Below are 16,288 nucleotides of genomic sequence, written 5' to 3'. Positions count from 1 at the left end.
CATGCGCTGCCTCAAGCGCTACATCGTCCGCGAGGTCCACACCGCCCTCCTCGCTGACTTCACCACCCTCAACACCCCTTGACTTCTATAGGAGCATCCCCGCGCCGCGACCGCCGCGCCAAGCGCGTGACCGCGCCCCGCGACCTCCGCGCCACCCGAGCGGCAGAAGCCGGGGGTACGCCGGCCGCCTCCGGTCCGGACGGGTGGGACCGGGACGACCGGCGTACGTCAGGACGTGGCCGGGCTGACGCCGTCGAGTAGTTCGGCGAGCCGGCCCGCGGTGGTCGGAGCGTGCAGGTGCAGCCGCGCCACGTTGATGCTGTCCGTGCCGATCACGGCGAGCAGCGCCTGCCCGTTGATCGCGTACACGCTGAGGTAGCCGCCCGCGTTGCGCACCGTGGACTGCTGGAAGTCGCCCTGCCCGAGCCGGAGCCCGACCTGACGGCCGAGTCCGTACGTGGTGGCGGCGAGCGCGGCCAGGTCGTCCGGGTCGGCGCCGTTCTGCAGGTTGTGCGTGACGAGCAGGCCGTCGACGCCGCCGAGGACGCAGCCGTGCACGCCGGGGATCTGCAACCGCAGCGCGGAGAGTTCCTGGCCGATGGCCGGGTACGGCAGTGCCGGGTTGCCGGCCAGCGACCGCGGAAGCGCCTGTGGTGGCGGCAGGGTGCCGGCCTGGGCGCGCGTACGGCGGGGGAGGTCGTCCACCCGGCTCACAGTTCCAGGCTCTCCTCGATCGTGCGCAGTTGGTGCCGCGCCATCGCGAGGTTGGCCCGGCTCTTGCTGACCATCAGGTAGAGGAACAGTCCCTTGCCGGTGCGGTTGCTCAGCGGGCGGATCAGGTGGTACTGGCTGCCGAGCGTGATCAGGATGTCCTCGATCTCGTCGTCGAGCTTGAGCATCTCGATGGTGCGCAGCTTGGCGCGTACGACGTCGGTGTTGCCGGCGGCGGCGACGGTCAGGTCGATCTCGCCGGTGCCGCCGGCGACGCCGAGGGTCATGCCACTGGTGTAGTCGACGAGCGCGGCCCCGATCGCGCCGTCGATGTTCATCGCGTTCTTCAGCGCGACGTCAAGGTTGCCCACGATTTCTCTCCCCAGCTCGGGTCGCTGTCCGCTGGAAGCGCGACAGCGGATTCGTCCGTCGAGGCTCGCATATGGAGTCGCGGCCTGCATCCGGGCCGCTGGTGATCCACCTGAGCGGTCCCCGCCGGACCGGCCTCCGGTCCCGGCAAACGGACCGCGCCGTCCCATTGCCGATCAGCGTTTGTCCTGCTACGACGGTGCAACCACCCTATGTAGAGTTCCGATAGAGTAGGCCCGTGCGACTGACCATTCCGGTGGCGAAGGTGCTCTCGGCGCTGCTCGCCGAGCCCGAGGCGCCGCGCTACGGCCTCGACCTGATGCGGCTCACCGGCCTGCCCAGCGGGACGCTCTACCCGGTGCTGCACCGCCTCCAGGAAGCGGGCTGGCTCGCCGCCGACTGGGAGGACGTCGACCCGGTCGCCGCCGGCCGCCCGGCCCGCCGCTACTACCGCCTCACCGGCGAGGGCATCCGGTCGGCCCGGCTGGCGCTGGCCGAGTTGCGTGCCCTCGTACCCTCCGAACGTGCCGGCGGCGCGGACCCGGCCGGGGCGCCGGCGTGGTGACTCGGTGGGTGGCGGCGCTGCTGCTGCGGGTCGCGGTACGCCGGTGGCCGGCGGAGCTGCGCGCCGACCTGGCCCGCGAGTGGGCCGCCGAGCTGCACGAGCTGGCCCGCACCGGGCAGCGGTGGGTGATGCTCCGGTTCGCCGCGAGCCTGGCGGCGCGCCGGGCGGCCGCGCCACTGACCGGGCGGGCCGGGTCGCGGCGGCTGGGGCGTACCGCAGGGGTGTTGTTGCTCGCGCCGTCGGCCTGCGTCGCGGTCCTCGTGGTCGCGGCCGCGGTGACGGGCGTGGCCCACGGGTGGCTGGAGATGCGCGTGCCGTGGGCCGCCGCCGCGCAGCTGCCGGCCTGGTCGGCGCTCACCGCGCTGCTCGGCACGGCGCTCGCGCTCGTCGTCACCCGGGCCGCGCGCCGGACCGTACGCGTGGGGGCGCTGCCCACCGCGCTCGGCGTGGTGCTGCCGGTCGCCGCGACGGTGACCGCGACGCTCGCGCTGCTCGCCGCCCGGGGCGAGAGCCGGGTGTGGGAGACGGTGCCCGGGCTGCTGCTCTGGCTGGCGCTGCTGGTCCCGGCGCTCTGGGCCGCCGGGGCGCTGGCGCGCCGGGGCCGGGTCCGCCTCGCGTGGCTGGCCGGTCTGCTCGGCGCGTTGGTGGCGGCCGACGCGGCGGTGGTGCTCGCGGTGGTCACCTCGATCCCGGCCACCGCACCCGTGGCCGACGGTCTGCCGCCGGACGCGGTCGACCGGATCTCCGCGCCGCTCTGGCTGTTCACCTGCTGGACCGACTCGTCGTTCGGGCTGCCCCGGCCGACCGGGTGGGAACGGTTCCTCATCACCGACCGGGTGCTCGTCGAGCCGCTGTTCTATCTGGCCTGCACGCCCTACGCCGTGGCGTACGCGATGGCGGCGGCCCGCCCGGCGCCCGCCGCCGTACCCGTCCCGATTCCTGCCTGAGCGTCAGGCGTTCCAGCTCAGCGCCCGCCCGGCCCGCTCGTAGTGCCGGGCCAGCTCGGCGTCGATCCGCGCGCCCCGCGCCTCGGTGAGCGTCACCGCCGGGTCCTGCCAGGGCCGCGCGCCGAGCATCCGGTGCCGCAGACCGGTCGGCGGGTGGGCGGCGAACAGCGAGGCGTCCTCCCGGACGGTGAGCTGCCGTTCCAGCGACAGCCGCTGCGCCGCGGCGTCCAGCGCGCGTCCCGTCTCCACCCGCCAGGTGTCCGGCCCGTGGCCGCCGCGTACCGCGTTGCGCACGGCGGTGGCCACCGAGTCGGTCCGCAGCGTCGTGTCCAGCAGCCGGGTCGCGCCCGCCGTGCCGCCGGCGCGGGCGGCCATCTCGTCGGCCAGGTACTCGGCCCGCTGGCTCTCCCGCAGCGCGGTCGCGACCAGCACCACGTGCCCGGCGAACAGCAGCCGCGACAGCGTCCAGGACGCCAGGTGCCCGAGCCACTCGCCGACCATCACCAGCAGCCCGCCCCCGTCGGACCCGCCCCGCGGCCGGAACAGGTCGGCGGCGTTGCCGAGCATGGTCAGCGCCGGCTGGGTCACCGGCCCCCGGCGTACGTCGCCGTTGACGAAGTGGCCCAGCTCGTGGCCCAGCAACGCGACCCGCGCCGGTCCGTCCAGCGCGCCCCACAGCGGCAGCCCGAGGCCGAGCACGCGCCGCCGGCGCAGCCCCACCGACGTGGCGTACGCGTTGATGGCACCGTCGACGCCGATCACGTGCGGCATCGGCGCGCCCACCGCCGTCGCCACCTCCCGGACCAGTGCGTGCAGCTCCGGCGCCTCCCGCTCGGTGAGCACGTCCAGGTCCCGGTCGAGCCGGCCGAAACGCGGCCGCAGCGCCACCGCGAGCGCGATCAGCGCCACGCCGCCGACCACCGCGAGGTTCGGGAAGGGGTACGCGAACAGCAGCCACACCCCGGCCACCGCGATCCCCGCCACCCCGAGCAGGAGCAGCACCGAGATGCCGGCGACGAGAACGCCGGTGAACCCGGGCCCGGTCCGCTCCAGCGACCGGCCGAGCAGCGCGGCGTACTGCCGGCGGGTGAGCCGCGCGGCGAGCCGGTGGGTCCGCCGGTCGACCCAGGACCAGCCGAACTCCGGCGGCTGCCGGCGCGCGTCGTAGGTGTCGAGGTTCCAGTCGCAGCCGGCGCACCAGGGCAACGCCCCGTCCAGCGACACCGGCGTCGCGCCGCATCGCGGACAGGCCCCCGTGCCCGTCGTCGTGGTGATCACGAGCGCCGATCCTGTCCGTTCCCCACCGGCGCCGGTACCGGCCGTTCGGACGAGTGCGGGCATCTCCGAGTCTTCCGCCGTTCCCCGCCACAACCGCCCCGACCAGGTCTAATGTGGAGGAGGCCGTGACTATTTGTGCCGTTCCGGTGGCGGCCGGGCGGTTCCCGGTGCACAGTGATCGCATGAGCGACGACGGAAGTGGTGGGCACTACTACTGGTGCACGCGACACCACCGGGTCGAGACCGATGCCGACGTGTGCCCCGCCAAGCACGTTCTCGGACCGTACGCCTCAGCCGCCGACGCGGACAACGCCCTGCAGACAGTGCGGGAGCGTAACGACGCGTGGGACGCCGAGGACGCCCGTTGGGCCGGGGAGGGCCGCTAGACGGCGCGGGAGGGCCCGCGTCGAGGTGATCCGTGCTCCGCGAGGGCGAGAGCACGTCCCCAGGAAAGGGAACCGAGATGGCCGAAGCACAGCAGGCCACCCGCCCGGCCGCGAAACGGACGACCGCGAAGAGGACCGCTGCGGGCAGGACGACGACGGTCACCAAGGCGTCGCCGAACGCCTCGGGCGCCGGCGCCGGACGGACACCGGCGAAGAAGGCGGCGGCCAAGAAGGCGGCCGCCAGGAAGGTCGTGTCGGCGGCGCGCAAGGCGCCGGCCACCAAGACCACCACCAGCAGGACGACGGCGAAGAAGACCGCGGCTCGTACGGCACCGGCCGGCCGGGCCACCGCCAAGAGCGCGCCGGCCAAGAAGACCACGGCGAAGAAGACGACCGCGAAGAAGACCACGGCGGCCAAGAAGACGGCGGCGGCGAAGAAGACCACAGCGGCCCGGAAGACCACGACGGCCCGGACCACCGCCACCGCGAAGAAGGCGCCGGCCCGCACGACGACGGCGGCGAAGAAGACGACGGCGGCGGCGGCCAAGAAGACCACCGGCGCGCGGAAGGTCACCTCGGCGGCGAAGAAGACCACCGCCGCCAAGAAGACCACGGCGGCGAAGAAGGCGCCGGCGAAGAAGACCACCGCCTCGACGCGTCCCACGGCGCGCAAGGCGGCGGCGAAGAAGGCGCCCGCGCGCAAGACCACCACCGCGCGCAAGACCACCACCACCACCACGGCGAAGAAGACCACCGCCGCGAAGAAGGCGCCGGCCCGCAAGAGCACCGCCGCGAAGAGCACCACCGCACGTAAGGCGCCGGCCCGCCGCGCCTGACGCCGCGGACACCGCTCCCTCCCGGGGAGCGGAACGTGCGGGGCGCTGTCAGGATTACCCCGTGGTGATCCGACGCGTACTGGCGCCCCGTATCGACTTCGGCGCGCTGCGCCGCGAGCTGGGACTGCCCGAGAGCTTCCCGGCCGCGGCGCAGCGCGAGGCCGACGCGGCCGCCGCCGCGCCGCCACCGGCGGTCGCCGACCGGACCGACATCCCGTTCGTCACCGTCGACCCGGCGACCTCGCGCGACCTCGACCAGGCCATGCACCTCACCCGCCGTCCCGGCGGCGGCTACCGCGTCCGGTACGCGATCGCTGACGTCCTGACCCACGTACGCCTCGGCGGTGACCTGGAGGCCGAGACGTGGCGCCGGGGGCAGACGGTCTACCTGCCCGACGGCAACGTGCCGCTGCACCCGTACACGCTCAGCGAGGGTGCCGCCAGTCTGCTGCCCGACGCCGACCGGGCCGCCGTGCTCTGGACCGTCGACCTGGACGCCGACGGCGGCACCGTCGCGGTCTCGCTGGAGCGGGCGCTGGTGCGCAGCCGGGCCAAGCTCGACTACGGCGGCGTGCAGCGCGACGCCGACGCGGGCCGGCTGCCCGAGCCGATCGCCCTGCTGCCCGAGATCGGGGCGCTGCTCACCGCGCGGGGCCTGAGCCGGGGCGCGATCAACCTGCCGCTGCCGGAGCAGGACGTCGAGCCCGACGGCGACGGGTGGCGGCTGGTGCTGCGCGGCCCCGGCCCGATGGAGGAGCACAACGCGCAGATCTCGCTGCTGACCGGGATGGCCGCCGCCGACATCATGCTGGCCGGCCGGATCGGGCTGCTGCGCACCATGCCCCGGCCCCGGCCGGAGGCGGTCGAGCGGCTGCGGCTCGCCGCCGGACCGCTCGGCGTGCCCTGGCCGGACGGCACCCCGGTGGGTCAGGTGCTCGACGGGCTGGACACCTCCCAGCCCCGGGTCGCGGCCTTCGTCGACCAGGCCGCCGAGCTGATGCGCGGCGCCGCGTACACCGCGTTCGACGGGGAACTGCCCGAGCAGCCCGAGCACGGCGGGGTGGCCGCCGCGTACGCGCACGTCACGGCACCGTTGCGCCGGCTGGCCGACCGCTACGCCACCGAGGTCTGCCTGGCGCTGCACGAGGGCCGCGAGGTGCCCGAGCAGGTCCGGGCCGCGCTGCCGAAACTGCCCGAGGTGATGGCCGCGACCGACCGCACCGCCGGCGCCGCCACCCGCGGCGCCGTGGAACTGGCCGAGGCGGTGCTGCTCGCGCACCGGGTGGGGGAGACGTTCGAGGCGGCCGTGCTCGACGTGGACGAACCGCGCCCGGCGGGCAACGGCCGCACCGGCCGACCGCCCGGCGGCAGCATCGCGCTGGACGAGCCGCCGGTACGCGCCCGCTGCACCGGTGAGCTGCCGCTGGGCGAACGCGTCCGGGTACGCCTCACCGCCGCCGACCCGGCCCAGCGCCGGGTCGCCTTCGAACGGGCGTGACCAGCGCGGCCATTGTCACAGCATCGGGATGCACCGCACGCGGTCCCGCTTTGCGAGGATGAGCCCATGGCTTACGACGCGACCACGCTGCCCGACGTCTCCGGGCTGACCGTCGGCATCATCGGTGGCACCGGCGACCAGGGACGAGGTCTCGCCTACCGGTTCGCCCGGGCCGGGCAGACCGTGCTGATCGGCTCCCGCACCGCGGAGCGGGCCACCCAGGCCGCCGCCGAGATCGCCGCGCTGCCCGGGATCCCCGACGGCGCCCTGGTCTCCGGCGGGGACAACGAGGACGTCGCCCGGCGCAGCGACGTGGTGATCGTCGCGGTGCCGTGGGACGGGCACGCGGCCACCGTCGCCGCGCTCGCCGGACCGCTGGCCGGCAAGATCGTGGTGGACTGCGTCAACCCGCTCGGCTTCGACAAGCAGGGCCCGTACGCGCTCACCGTCGCCGAGGGCAGCGCCGTGCAGCAGGCTGCCGCGCTGCTGCCCGAGTCCCGGGTCTGCGCCGCGTTCAACCACGTCAGCGCGCCGCTGCTGGCCGACCCGGAGATCGACCGGATCGACCTGGACGTGCTGATCTGCACCGAGGACCGGGAACTCGTGGGCGTGGTCGGCGCGCTGGCCGCGCGGATCCCCGGCATGCGGGGCATCTACGCCGGGCGGCTGCGCAACGCCCACCAGATCGAGGCGTTCACCGCGAACCTGATCGCGATCAACAAGCGCTACAAGGCGCACGCCGGCATCCGGGTCACCGACCTCTGACGAGCGCGGCGGGAGCCGGCCGGCGCCGGCTCCCGCCGTACTCGCGTCAGAACGTGTGCTCGGCCGCCGGGAACTCGCCGCCGCGCACCTCGTCGGCGAACCGGCGGGTGGCGTCGGTCAGCGCGCCCGCCAGGTCGGCGTAGCGCTTCACGAAGCGCGGCGCCCGGCCGGTACGCAGCCCGGCCATGTCCTGCCAGACCAGCACCTGACCGTCGGTGTCTGCGCCGGCCCCGATGCCGACGGTGGGGATGGGCAGCTCGGCGGTGACCCGCTTGGCCACCTCGCCCGGCACCATCTCCAGCACTACCGCGAACGCGCCCGCCTCGGCCACCGCACGCGCGTCGGCGAGCACCTCCTCGGCCGCTTCCCCCCGGCCCTGCACCCGGTAGCCGCCCAGCGTGTGCTCGCTCTGCGGGGTGAAGCCGATGTGCGCCATCACCGGGATGCCGGCGCCGGTGATCGCCTCGATCTGGGCGGCGCAGCGCCGCCCGCCCTCCAGCTTCACCGCGTGGCAGCCGCCCTCCTTCATGAACCGCACCGCGGTCCGCAGCGCCTGCGCCGGCCCTTCCTCGTAGGAGCCGAACGGGAGGTCACCGACGATCAGCGAGTGCTTCGTGGCCCGCACCACGGCGCGCACCAGCGGCAGCAGCTCCTCGGCGGTCACCGGCAGCGTGGTCTCGTAGCCGAAGACGTTGTTCGCCGCCGAGTCGCCGACCAGCAGCACCGGGATCCCCGCCTGGTCGAAGATCGAGGCCGTGTACTGGTCGTACGAGGTCAGCATCGCCCACCGCTCGCCGCGCTCCTTGGCGGCGATCAGGTCGCGGGTGCGTACCCGCCGGGTGGCCGGCCCGCCGTAGAGGGCGGTCACCTCGGCCGGGGTGGACTCCACCATGACAATCTCCTTCCTCGAGGCCGCGCACGCGGTCCCCGGGTTCCCCGCGATCGTCGCACCGGGCGGCGGGCCGCGGGCAGGTCGGAGTGGAGGATGTCACTCCCCGGCCGGAGGAGCGGTCAGCCGTCCTCGCGCCACCGGTTGGTGATCGGCAGCCGCCGGTCCCGCCCGAACGCCTTCATGGAGATCTTGGTGCCGGGCGCGGACTGCCGTCGCTTGTACTCGGCGGTATCCACCATCCGCAGCACCTTGTCCACCACGGCCGGGTCGTGGCCGGACTCGACCAGGCCGTCGCGGCCCAGGTCGCCGTCGACGTAGCCGATCAGGATCGGGTCGAGCACGTCGTAGTCGGGCAGCGTGTCGCTGTCGAGCTGGCCGGGGCTCAGCTCGGCCGACGGCGGCTTGCCGATCGAGTTCTCCGGGATCGGCGGCGTCTGGCCGCGTCGCGCCGCGTCCGCGTTGCGCCACTTCGCCAGCCGCCACACGAGCGTCTTCCAGACGTCCTTGACCGGGTTGTAGCCACCCACCGAGTCGCCGTAGAGCGTCGAGTAGCCCACCGCCAGCTCGCTCTTGTTGCCGGTGGTGAGCACCAGGTGGCCCTCCTGGTTCGACAGCGCCATGAGGATCACGCCGCGTACCCGGGCCTGGAGGTTCTCCACCGCCACCCCGGACAGCGACATGTTCGCCAGGAACGTGTCCACCATCGGCTGGATCGGCTCGACCCGGTAGTCCAGGCCGGTCCGCTTCGCCAGGTCCTCGGCGTCGGTGCGGGAGTGCTCCGAGGAGTGCTGGCTGGGCATCGAGACGCCGACCACCCGTTCCGGGCCGACCGCGTCCACAGCGATGGCCGCCGCCACCGCCGAGTCGATGCCGCCGGACAGGCCGAGCACCACCGAGGGGAAGCGGTTCTTGTCGACGTAGTCGCGCAGGCCCAGCACCAGCGCGTGCCACACCTCGGCCTCGTCGGCGACCGGCTCGATGATGCCGCCGTCGGCCGCCGGGCCGGGCGGTGCGGCCGGGATCGCCGGGATCTCGTGGCGGACCACGCGCATCCCGTCGGTCAGCGCGCCGGCCTCGCCCGGCGCCCCGGTCGCCGCCGGCAGCTCCAGGTCGTGCACCACCAGGTGCTCGACGAACTGCGGCGCCCGGGTCAGCAGCGTGCCGTCCGCGGCGACGATCATCGAGTCGCCGTCGTAGACCAGCTCGTCCTGGCCGCCGACCATGTTCACGTACGCGATGGCGGCCCCGGCCTCGGCGGCGCGCCGGCGCACCAGCGGCAGCCGCACGTCGTTCTTGTTCAGCTCGTACGGCGAGCCGTTGATGCTCAGCACCAGCCCGACGCCGGCCTCCCGGGCCACCGCGAACGGGCCGCCGGCCTGCCATAGGTCCTCGCAGATGGTCAGCGCCACGTCCACCCCGCCGACGCGCACCACTGTCAGCGTGTCGCCGGCGACGAAGTAGCGGTCCTCGTCGAAGACGCCGTAGTTGGGCAGGTGGTGCTTGAAGTAGGTGGCCACCACCTCGCCCCGGTGCAGCACCGCCGCCGCGTTGCGGGCGCCCCGGCCCGGCTGGGCGTCGGAGCTGACCTGCGGAGGGCCGTCCGCGTCCAGGTAGCCGACCAGCACCGGCAGGTCACCGAGGCCGTCGGCGGCCAGGTCGGCGGCGAGCCGGTGCAGCGCGGCGCGGGACGCGGCCACGAACGAGCGGCGGAACACCAGGTCCTCGACCGGGTAACCGGTGAGCATCAGCTCGGGGAACAGGACGAGCTGGGCGCCGGCGTCGGCGGCCCGACGGCTCCACGCGCGGACCAGGCCGGCGTTGCCGGCGAGGTCGCCTACCGTCGGGTTGACCTGGCACAGGGCGAGACGCAGGGTGGGCATGCCTCCATCTTCCCCCAGCCGTCCGGGCCGAATCCGACAGGTCGCGGGATACCGGGGCGGGCCCCGCGCGCGTCCCGGCGGGCCGGACACGGCGGGACGGCCGGCCGGGGAGGGCGTAACGTCGGCGTAACGAGCCCGGTGGAGACTGGGCGGTCAGGCCGGGCCGGCCCGACCGGTGCGGACGTACGTGTCACGAGGGGTGGAAGTGGACCGTCAGCAGGAGTTCGTCCTCCGCACGCTGGAAGAGCGGGACATCCGTTTCGTCCGGCTGTGGTTCACCGATGTGCTCGGCACGCTCAAGAGCGTCTCGGTGGCCCCGGCGGAGCTGGAGGCGGCCTTCGACGAGGGCATCGGGTTCGACGGCTCCGCGATCGAGGGCTTCGCCCGGGTCTTCGAGTCGGACATGGTGGCCATGCCGGACCCGACCACCTTCCAGGTCTTCCCGTTCGAGGGCGGGGTCAGCGGCGAGAGCGCCCGGATGTTCTGCGACATCTCGCTGCCCGACGGCAGCCCGTCGTGGGCCGACCCGCGGCACGTGCTGCGCCGGATGCTCTCCCGGGCCGCCGACAAGGGCTTCACCTTCTACACCCACCCGGAGATCGAGTTCTTCCTGCTGGAGAACGGCCCGCAGGACGGCTCGGTGCCCGTCCCGGTGGACACCGGCGGCTACTTCGAGCACACCACGCACGCCGTCGCGCGGGACTTCCGCCGCCAGGCCGTGCTGGCGCTGGAGCGGATCGGCATCTCGGTGGAGTACAGCCACCACGAGGTCGCCCCCGGCCAGCAGGAGATCGACCTGCGCTACGCCGACGCGCTCACCACCGCCGACAACATCATGACGTTCCGGCACGTGGTGAAGGAGGTCGCGCTCTCCACCGGTGTGCAGGCCAGCTTCATGCCGAAGCCGTTCACCGACCAGCCCGGCAACGGCATGCACACCCACCTGTCGCTGTTCGAGGGGGAGCGCAACGCGTTCCACGACGCCGGCGACCCGATGAAGCTCTCCAAGGTCGCGAAGTCGTTCATCGCCGGGCTGCTCACCCACGCCCGCGAGTACACAGCGGTCACCAACCAGTGGGTCAACTCGTACAAGCGGCTGTTCCCGCAGGCGCTGCCGGACCGGATCACCGAGAGCCCCGCGTACGTCTGCTGGGGTCACCTGAACCGGTCCGCGCTGGTGCGGGTGCCCGCGTACGGCAAGCCGAACTCGGCCCGGGTCGAGGTCCGCTCGCTGGACTCCGCGACCAACCCCTACCTCGCGTTCGCGGTGATGCTCGGCGCCGGCCTCAAGGGCATCGAGGAGGGCTACGAGCTGCCCCCGGGCGCCGAGGACGACGTCTGGTCGCTGAGCAGCGCCGAGCGCCGGGCCATGGGGTACGAGGCGCTGCCGGAGAACCTGGCCGAGGCAATCGACGTGATGGCCGGTTCCGAGCTGGTGGCCGAGGTGCTCGGCGAGCACGTCTTCGACTTCTTCCTGCGCAACAAGCGCTCCGAGTGGGAGCAGTACCGCCGCGAGGTCACCCCGTACGAGCGGCAGCGCTACCTCTCGCTCTAGATCACGCTGGCGCGGTGCCGCTATCGTCTGCGGCACCGTCCCGGCACCACCGCCGGGCGGGCGTGAGCCGGGGAGGCGTTGGTGCTGGGAGATCTGCTCGACGGGGCGTGGCAGAGCATCGTGTTCGGGATCGTCGGGGTCGCCCTGATGGCCGCCGGATTCCTGCTCGTCGACCTGCTCACCCCGGGCAAGCTGCGGGAGCTGATCTGGGTGCGCCGCAACGGCAACGCCGCGCTGCTGCTCGCCGCCAACCAGCTCGGCATCGCCGGCATCGTCTTCACCGCCGTGCTGACCAGCTACAGCTCGTTCACCAAGGGGCTCGCGTCCACTGTGGTGTTCGGGCTGGTCGGCCTGCTGGTGATGGCGCTGGCGTTCCTGGTGCTGGACCTGCTCACCCCGGGCAAGCTCGGCGACGTCATCGCCGCCGACGAGCCGCACCCGGCCGCCCGGGTCAGCGCCGCCACCCACTTCGGCGCCGCGCTGATCGTCTGCGCCTGCATCGCCTGAGGGGTGTCGTACCCCCGGGTTAGCTTCCGGGGGTGAACCGCACCGACCGCCTCTACGCCCTGGTCGAGGAGCTGCGGGCGGTGTCGCCGCGCCCGCGCAGCGCGACCTGGCTGGCCCGCCGCTTCGAGGTGAGCACCCGCACCGTCGAGCGCGACATCTCCGCGTTGCAGGGCGCCGGGGTGCCGATCTGGGCCGAGCCGGGCCGCACCGGCGGCTACGTGGTCGACCGGGCCCGCACGTTGCCGCCGGTCAACCTGACCCCGGCCGAGGCGGTGGCGATGGCCGTCGCGCTGCACCGGCTCGGCGGCTCACCGTTCGCCCCGGCGGCCGGCGCCGCGCTGCGCAAACTGGTCGCGGTGATGCCGCCCGCCGCGGTGGCCGAGGCGCACCGGCTCGCCGGCCGGGTGCACCTGGTCGGCGACGGACCGGGCACACCCGTCCCGGCCGCCGTCGCCGACGCGGTCGCCGCCGGGCGGGTGCTGCGCCTGCGGTACGCCGACCGCGGCGGCACCGATTCGGCGCGCGACGTGGAGCCGCTGGCCTACCTGGGCAACTCGGTGCACTGGTACCTGGTCGCCTGGTGCCGGCTGCGCGACGGTGTGCGCTGCTTCCGCACCGACCGGATCGTGTCGGTGCACCCGCTGGCCGAGCCGGTGACCCGGGAGTGGCGTCCCGGCGACCTCGACGTGCCGGTCGACCGGGTGCGCCCGCTCACCCTGGTCTGATCCGGGTGGAAACACCGACAGGACGCTGTCGTGGCCCGGTACGAGGCTGAATCCTGACGACGCCGGCCGACCGCCGGCGCGAATGAGGAGGAAGCATGTCCAGCACGCCCGTGACCTGGTTCGAGATCGGCTCCGACCGCCCGGACGAGGTGCAGCGGTTCTACTCCGAGCTGTTCGGCTGGAGTTTCGAGCAGGGCGGCCCGGGCCTGTCGTACCGGCAGACGACGGCCGGCGGTGAGCCGGGGATCGGCGGCGCGATCCGGGGCACCGACGACGGCAACTACGCGACCTTCTACGCCCGGGTCGCCGACGTGGCGGAGACCTGCCGCCGGGCCGAGGAGGCCGGCGGCGCCGTACTGACCGCACCGATGACCACGCCGGCCGGCCTGGTGCGCGCCACGCTGCGTGACCCGTCGGGCAATCTGTTCGGCGTCTTCACCCCGCCCGCCGAGGGCTGACAGTACGTCGGGTGTGGTCGTCGTCGGGACTGCCGTACCGGGAACGGCGTGGTGGGGGGGGCCGGTGGGGGGCCCCCCCCCGGGGGGGGCCCCCCCCGCGCCCGGCCCGGGGCGGGGACCGGCCGGGGCGTGGGGGGGGCGCCCCCCCCCCCCCCCCCCGGGGGGCTGGTGGGCGGGGGGGGGGGGGGGGGGCCCCCGGGGCCCCCCCCCCACCGGGGGTGGCCCCGCTCAGCTCCGGCCAGGAGGAGGGAACGGCCGGTGAGGGGCGGCGGGACCACCGCGTCACTTGCCGCCCTGGCCCTCCTGCTCGGCCTCGGCGCCCTTGCTGGCCTTGTCGCCGCCCTTGCCGTGGTGGCCGGGCCGGCCGTCGTGGCCGCCCTTGCCCGGGCCCGGGAACACGCCCGCCTCGGCGGCCTTGAGCACCGCGTCGGCCTGCTCCTGGGTGAGCTTGCCGTCGGTGACGGCCTGGTCCAGCCGCTCCTTCAGCGCGGCCTGCCGGTCCTCGGTCGACGGCCGCTCCGGCCGCTCCGGGCGGTCGCCCTGGCGCTGCTCGTGCAGCTTCTCCAGCGCCGCGGTGACCTTGTCGGTCGAGACGCCCAGCTCCTTGGCGAGCGCCTCGGCGAACTCGGCCTGCCGGTCGGCGTGCTTCTGGCGGCGGTCGTCACCCTGGTCGGTGCTGCTGCTGGCGCTCGAAGACGGGTTCGGGCTCTTGTCGTCGGCGAGCGCCACCGTCGGGGCGGCGATCCCGACGCCGAGCACGCCGGCGGCGGCCAGGCCGGCCAGCAGGTGCTTCTTCGACATCGTGCGGATCATGCGATTCTCCTGTTCGGTGGTGGTGCGATGACGTCACCGACAGTGGTCGCCGGAACTGAGGGCCACCCGTGGCGAACCTGTCAGCGAGCTGGCAATCCCGTCCGGAAGGCCCGAATTATTCGTGTTGCCGGGGTGCCGCAGCGCCCGCGAGGCTGGGCGAAACCCGACGAAAGGCCACTCCATGCCACAGCCCGCCATCCGCGAGATCCCGCTCACCGGGCCGGGCTCCGGGCCGTACTCGATCACGGTCGGGCCCGACGGCGCGCTCTGGCTGGCGCTGGCCGGCTCCGGCGGCGTCGCCCGGCTCGGCCTCGACGGTGAGGTACGGACCTACCGCGACGACCCGCCCGGCAGCCGCCCGCTGATCATCGTCGGCGGCCCCGACGGCGCGCTCTGGTACACCCGCTCGGGCGACGACCGGCTCGGCCGGATCACCGTCGACGGCGAGACCGGCTCGGTGGCGCTGCCGCCCGCCTGCGGCCCCTGCGGGCTGGCGGTGGGTGCGGACGGCGCGCTCTGGTACGCCGGCATGAGCGACGACACGATCGGCCGGGTGAGCGTCGACGGGGAGGTGACGTCCTTCCCGCTGCCGGTCGACAAGGGCTTCCCGTCGATGCTGGCGGCCGGCCCGGACGACGCGCTCTGGCTCACGCTCAACCAGGCGAACGCGATCGCCCGGGTCGGCCTGGACGGGAAGGTGGCAGTGCATCCGCTGCCCACCGAGGCGGCCGGGCCGGTCGGCATCACCCGGGGCGGCGACGGCGCGCTCTGGTTCGTGGAGATCGTGGCCGGGCAGCTCGGCCGGATCACGCCGGACGGGCGGATCGACGAGTTCCCGTTGCCGGACCGGACGGCGCGCCCGCACGCGATCGTCGCGGACCCGGCCGGCGGCTGCTGGTTCACCGAGTGGGGCGCCAACCGCATCGGCCACATCGACCCCGACGGCCACATCACCGCCCACACCCTGCCCACGCCGGCCTCGGAACCCCACGGCCTCACGGTCACCCCCGACGGCGCGGTCTGGGCGGCCCTGGAGATCGGCGCCGTGGCCCACCTCACGCCCTCGCCGCGTCGATCATGAGGTTGGCGGCAGTTGTGGATCTCTGAGCTGCCGCCAACTTCATGATCGCCGGGCCTCGGCCTCGGCGTCAGCGGACGGCGGCGGTCACCGTCAGGGTGCCTGTGGTGGCGTCGAGCAGGGCGGGGGTGTTCACCGGGACGGTGAGCTGGCCCGGGCCGTGGCCGACGGGCAGGCCGCCGAGGACCGGCACGCCCAGGTCGCCCAGCCGGTCGGTGAGCACGTCCACGACTGTGGTGTCCCAGCCGTCCGCGCACTCGGTGAACTGGCCGACCGCCACCCCGGCGATCCCGTCCAACGCGCCGCAGCGGCGCAGGTGGGTGAGCATCCGGTCGATCTTGTACGGCGGCTCCTGCACCTCCTCGACCAGCAGGATCGCCCCGGTCAGGTCGGGCATGTCCGGCGTGCCGATGGACGCGGTGATCAGGCACAGGTTGCCGCCGATCAGCCGGCCCTCGGCCCGCCCGGGCACCCGCACCGGGTACGTCTCCTCCGCCTCGACCGCCGCCACCGTCACCGGCTCGGTGCTGGCCAGCGCGGCGTGCAGCGACTCCGCCGAGCGGACCGGCGTGCGCTCGTCCCGCCACGCGGCGCCCGGCCCGTGCACCCCGGCCAGCCGGGCGCCCCGCCAGAGCGCGAACTGCAACGCGGTGATGTCGGAGAACCCGGCCACCACCTTCGGATCCCGGCGTACCGCGGCCATGTCGATCAGGTCGACCACCCGCTGCGCGCCGTAGCCGCCCCGGGTGCAGATCACCCCGCGGATCTCCGGGTCGGCGAACGCCGCGTTCAGGTCCGCGGCCCGCAGCGCGTCGTCGCCGGCCAGGTAACCCCGCCTGGCGTACGCGTTCGGCGCGGGCACCGGCCGCAGCCCCCACCCGGTGAGCAGCTCGATGCCGCGGGCCACCCGTTCGGGACGGGTCGGCCCGGACGGGGACACCAGCATCACCGCGTCGCCGGGACGCAGGGCCGGTGGGCGCACACAGTCGTCAGGCACGATCGGAGCCTAGGGCCTGCCGGACCGT

General features: G+C 74.3%; 18 protein-coding genes. 11 read left to right on the top strand and 7 right to left on the bottom strand.

Translation table 11 applies throughout. The features are described 5' to 3' along the window. Positions 1-228: 228 nt before the first annotated feature. Together SM452_RS17195 and SM452_RS17190 are read right to left on the bottom strand one after the other, a co-directional pair. Positions 229-714 (bottom strand): roadblock/LC7 domain-containing protein, encoded by a 486-nt coding sequence (locus tag SM452_RS17195; RefSeq protein ID WP_135241407.1) that lies wholly within the window; start codon positions 712-714, stop codon positions 229-231. Continuing rightward, entirely contained in the window at positions 711-1,082 is a 372-nt protein-coding gene (locus SM452_RS17190) for a hypothetical protein (RefSeq protein WP_135241406.1), read from the bottom strand. The genes SM452_RS17195 and SM452_RS17190 overlap by 4 nt, the downstream gene beginning before the upstream one ends. 236 nt (positions 1,083-1,318) lie before the next feature. Here SM452_RS17190 and SM452_RS17185 point away from each other — a divergent pair, with 236 nt between their 5' ends. Beyond that, on the top strand, positions 1,319-1,645 hold the full coding sequence (locus tag SM452_RS17185) for a PadR family transcriptional regulator (RefSeq protein ID WP_135241405.1): 327 nt from the start codon (positions 1,319-1,321) through the stop codon (positions 1,643-1,645). Beyond that, a complete protein-coding gene (locus tag SM452_RS17180) occupies positions 1,639-2,592 on the top strand; it encodes a hypothetical protein (protein WP_463840267.1) in 954 nt (317 codons plus the stop codon). The genes SM452_RS17185 and SM452_RS17180 overlap by 7 nt, the downstream gene beginning before the upstream one ends. A gap of 3 nt (positions 2,593-2,595) precedes the next feature. Here SM452_RS17180 and SM452_RS17175 read toward each other — a convergent pair whose 3' ends face one another. Next, positions 2,596-3,870 (bottom strand): M48 family metalloprotease, encoded by a 1,275-nt coding sequence (locus tag SM452_RS17175; protein WP_463840266.1) that lies wholly within the window; start codon positions 3,868-3,870, stop codon positions 2,596-2,598. A gap of 182 nt (positions 3,871-4,052) precedes the next feature. Between SM452_RS17175 and SM452_RS17170 the strand changes: the two genes are divergently transcribed. The 4 genes from SM452_RS17170 (at position 4,053) to npdG (ending at position 7,355) form a co-directional block, all read left to right on the top strand. Next, on the top strand, positions 4,053-4,256 hold the full coding sequence (locus SM452_RS17170; protein ID WP_030273123.1) for a hypothetical protein: 204 nt from the start codon (positions 4,053-4,055) through the stop codon (positions 4,254-4,256). A 77-nt stretch (positions 4,257-4,333) separates the two neighbouring features. Then, positions 4,334-5,092, top strand: a complete 759-nt coding sequence (locus SM452_RS17165) for a histone (protein ID WP_463840265.1) — start codon at positions 4,334-4,336, stop codon at positions 5,090-5,092. Between the two features lie 61 nt (positions 5,093-5,153). Further along, positions 5,154-6,590, top strand: coding sequence for an RNB domain-containing ribonuclease (locus SM452_RS17160; protein ID WP_463840264.1), 1,437 nt, complete (start codon positions 5,154-5,156; stop codon positions 6,588-6,590). A 66-nt stretch (positions 6,591-6,656) separates the two neighbouring features. Continuing rightward, on the top strand, positions 6,657-7,355 hold the full coding sequence (gene npdG / locus SM452_RS17155) for an NADPH-dependent F420 reductase (RefSeq protein WP_355508131.1): 699 nt from the start codon (positions 6,657-6,659) through the stop codon (positions 7,353-7,355). A 46-nt stretch (positions 7,356-7,401) separates the two neighbouring features. Here npdG and panB read toward each other — a convergent pair whose 3' ends face one another. After that, entirely contained in the window at positions 7,402-8,247 is an 846-nt protein-coding gene (panB, locus tag SM452_RS17150) for a 3-methyl-2-oxobutanoate hydroxymethyltransferase (RefSeq protein WP_355508129.1), read from the bottom strand. A 119-nt stretch (positions 8,248-8,366) separates the two neighbouring features. Next, a complete protein-coding gene (locus SM452_RS17145) occupies positions 8,367-10,127 on the bottom strand; it encodes an NAD+ synthase (RefSeq protein WP_463840263.1) in 1,761 nt (586 codons plus the stop codon). Positions 10,128-10,332: 205 nt separating this feature from the next. On the opposite strand from SM452_RS17145, the gene glnA reads away from it, so the two are divergent. The 4 genes from glnA (at position 10,333) to SM452_RS17125 (ending at position 13,372) form a co-directional block, all read left to right on the top strand. Further along, entirely contained in the window at positions 10,333-11,682 is a 1,350-nt protein-coding gene (gene glnA / locus SM452_RS17140; RefSeq protein WP_091421234.1) for a type I glutamate--ammonia ligase, read from the top strand. An 81-nt stretch (positions 11,683-11,763) separates the two neighbouring features. Continuing rightward, a complete protein-coding gene (locus SM452_RS17135; RefSeq protein WP_128138053.1) occupies positions 11,764-12,189 on the top strand; it encodes a DUF350 domain-containing protein in 426 nt (141 codons plus the stop codon). A gap of 32 nt (positions 12,190-12,221) precedes the next feature. Further along, on the top strand, positions 12,222-12,914 hold the full coding sequence (locus SM452_RS17130; RefSeq protein ID WP_318335105.1) for a helix-turn-helix transcriptional regulator: 693 nt from the start codon (positions 12,222-12,224) through the stop codon (positions 12,912-12,914). A 95-nt stretch (positions 12,915-13,009) separates the two neighbouring features. Next, positions 13,010-13,372 (top strand): VOC family protein, encoded by a 363-nt coding sequence (locus tag SM452_RS17125; RefSeq protein WP_463840262.1) that lies wholly within the window; start codon positions 13,010-13,012, stop codon positions 13,370-13,372. Between the two features lie 282 nt (positions 13,373-13,654). Here SM452_RS17125 and SM452_RS17120 read toward each other — a convergent pair whose 3' ends face one another. Beyond that, a complete protein-coding gene (locus tag SM452_RS17120) occupies positions 13,655-14,185 on the bottom strand; it encodes a hypothetical protein (RefSeq protein ID WP_463840261.1) in 531 nt (176 codons plus the stop codon). A gap of 181 nt (positions 14,186-14,366) precedes the next feature. On the opposite strand from SM452_RS17120, the gene SM452_RS17115 reads away from it, so the two are divergent. Beyond that, positions 14,367-15,266 (top strand): Vgb family protein, encoded by a 900-nt coding sequence (locus tag SM452_RS17115; RefSeq protein WP_463840260.1) that lies wholly within the window; start codon positions 14,367-14,369, stop codon positions 15,264-15,266. A gap of 67 nt (positions 15,267-15,333) precedes the next feature. On the opposite strand, the gene SM452_RS17110 is transcribed toward SM452_RS17115, so the two are convergent. Further along, positions 15,334-16,209, bottom strand: coding sequence for a S66 peptidase family protein (locus SM452_RS17110; RefSeq protein WP_463840273.1), 876 nt, complete (start codon positions 16,207-16,209; stop codon positions 15,334-15,336). Between the last annotated feature and the right edge of the window lie 79 nt (positions 16,210-16,288).

The sequence above is a fragment of the Micromonospora sp. SYSU B005 genome, assembly GCF_055362685.1.
Note: the sequence above shows the minus strand (reverse complement) of the source record. Positions and strands in the feature narration are given on the sequence as shown.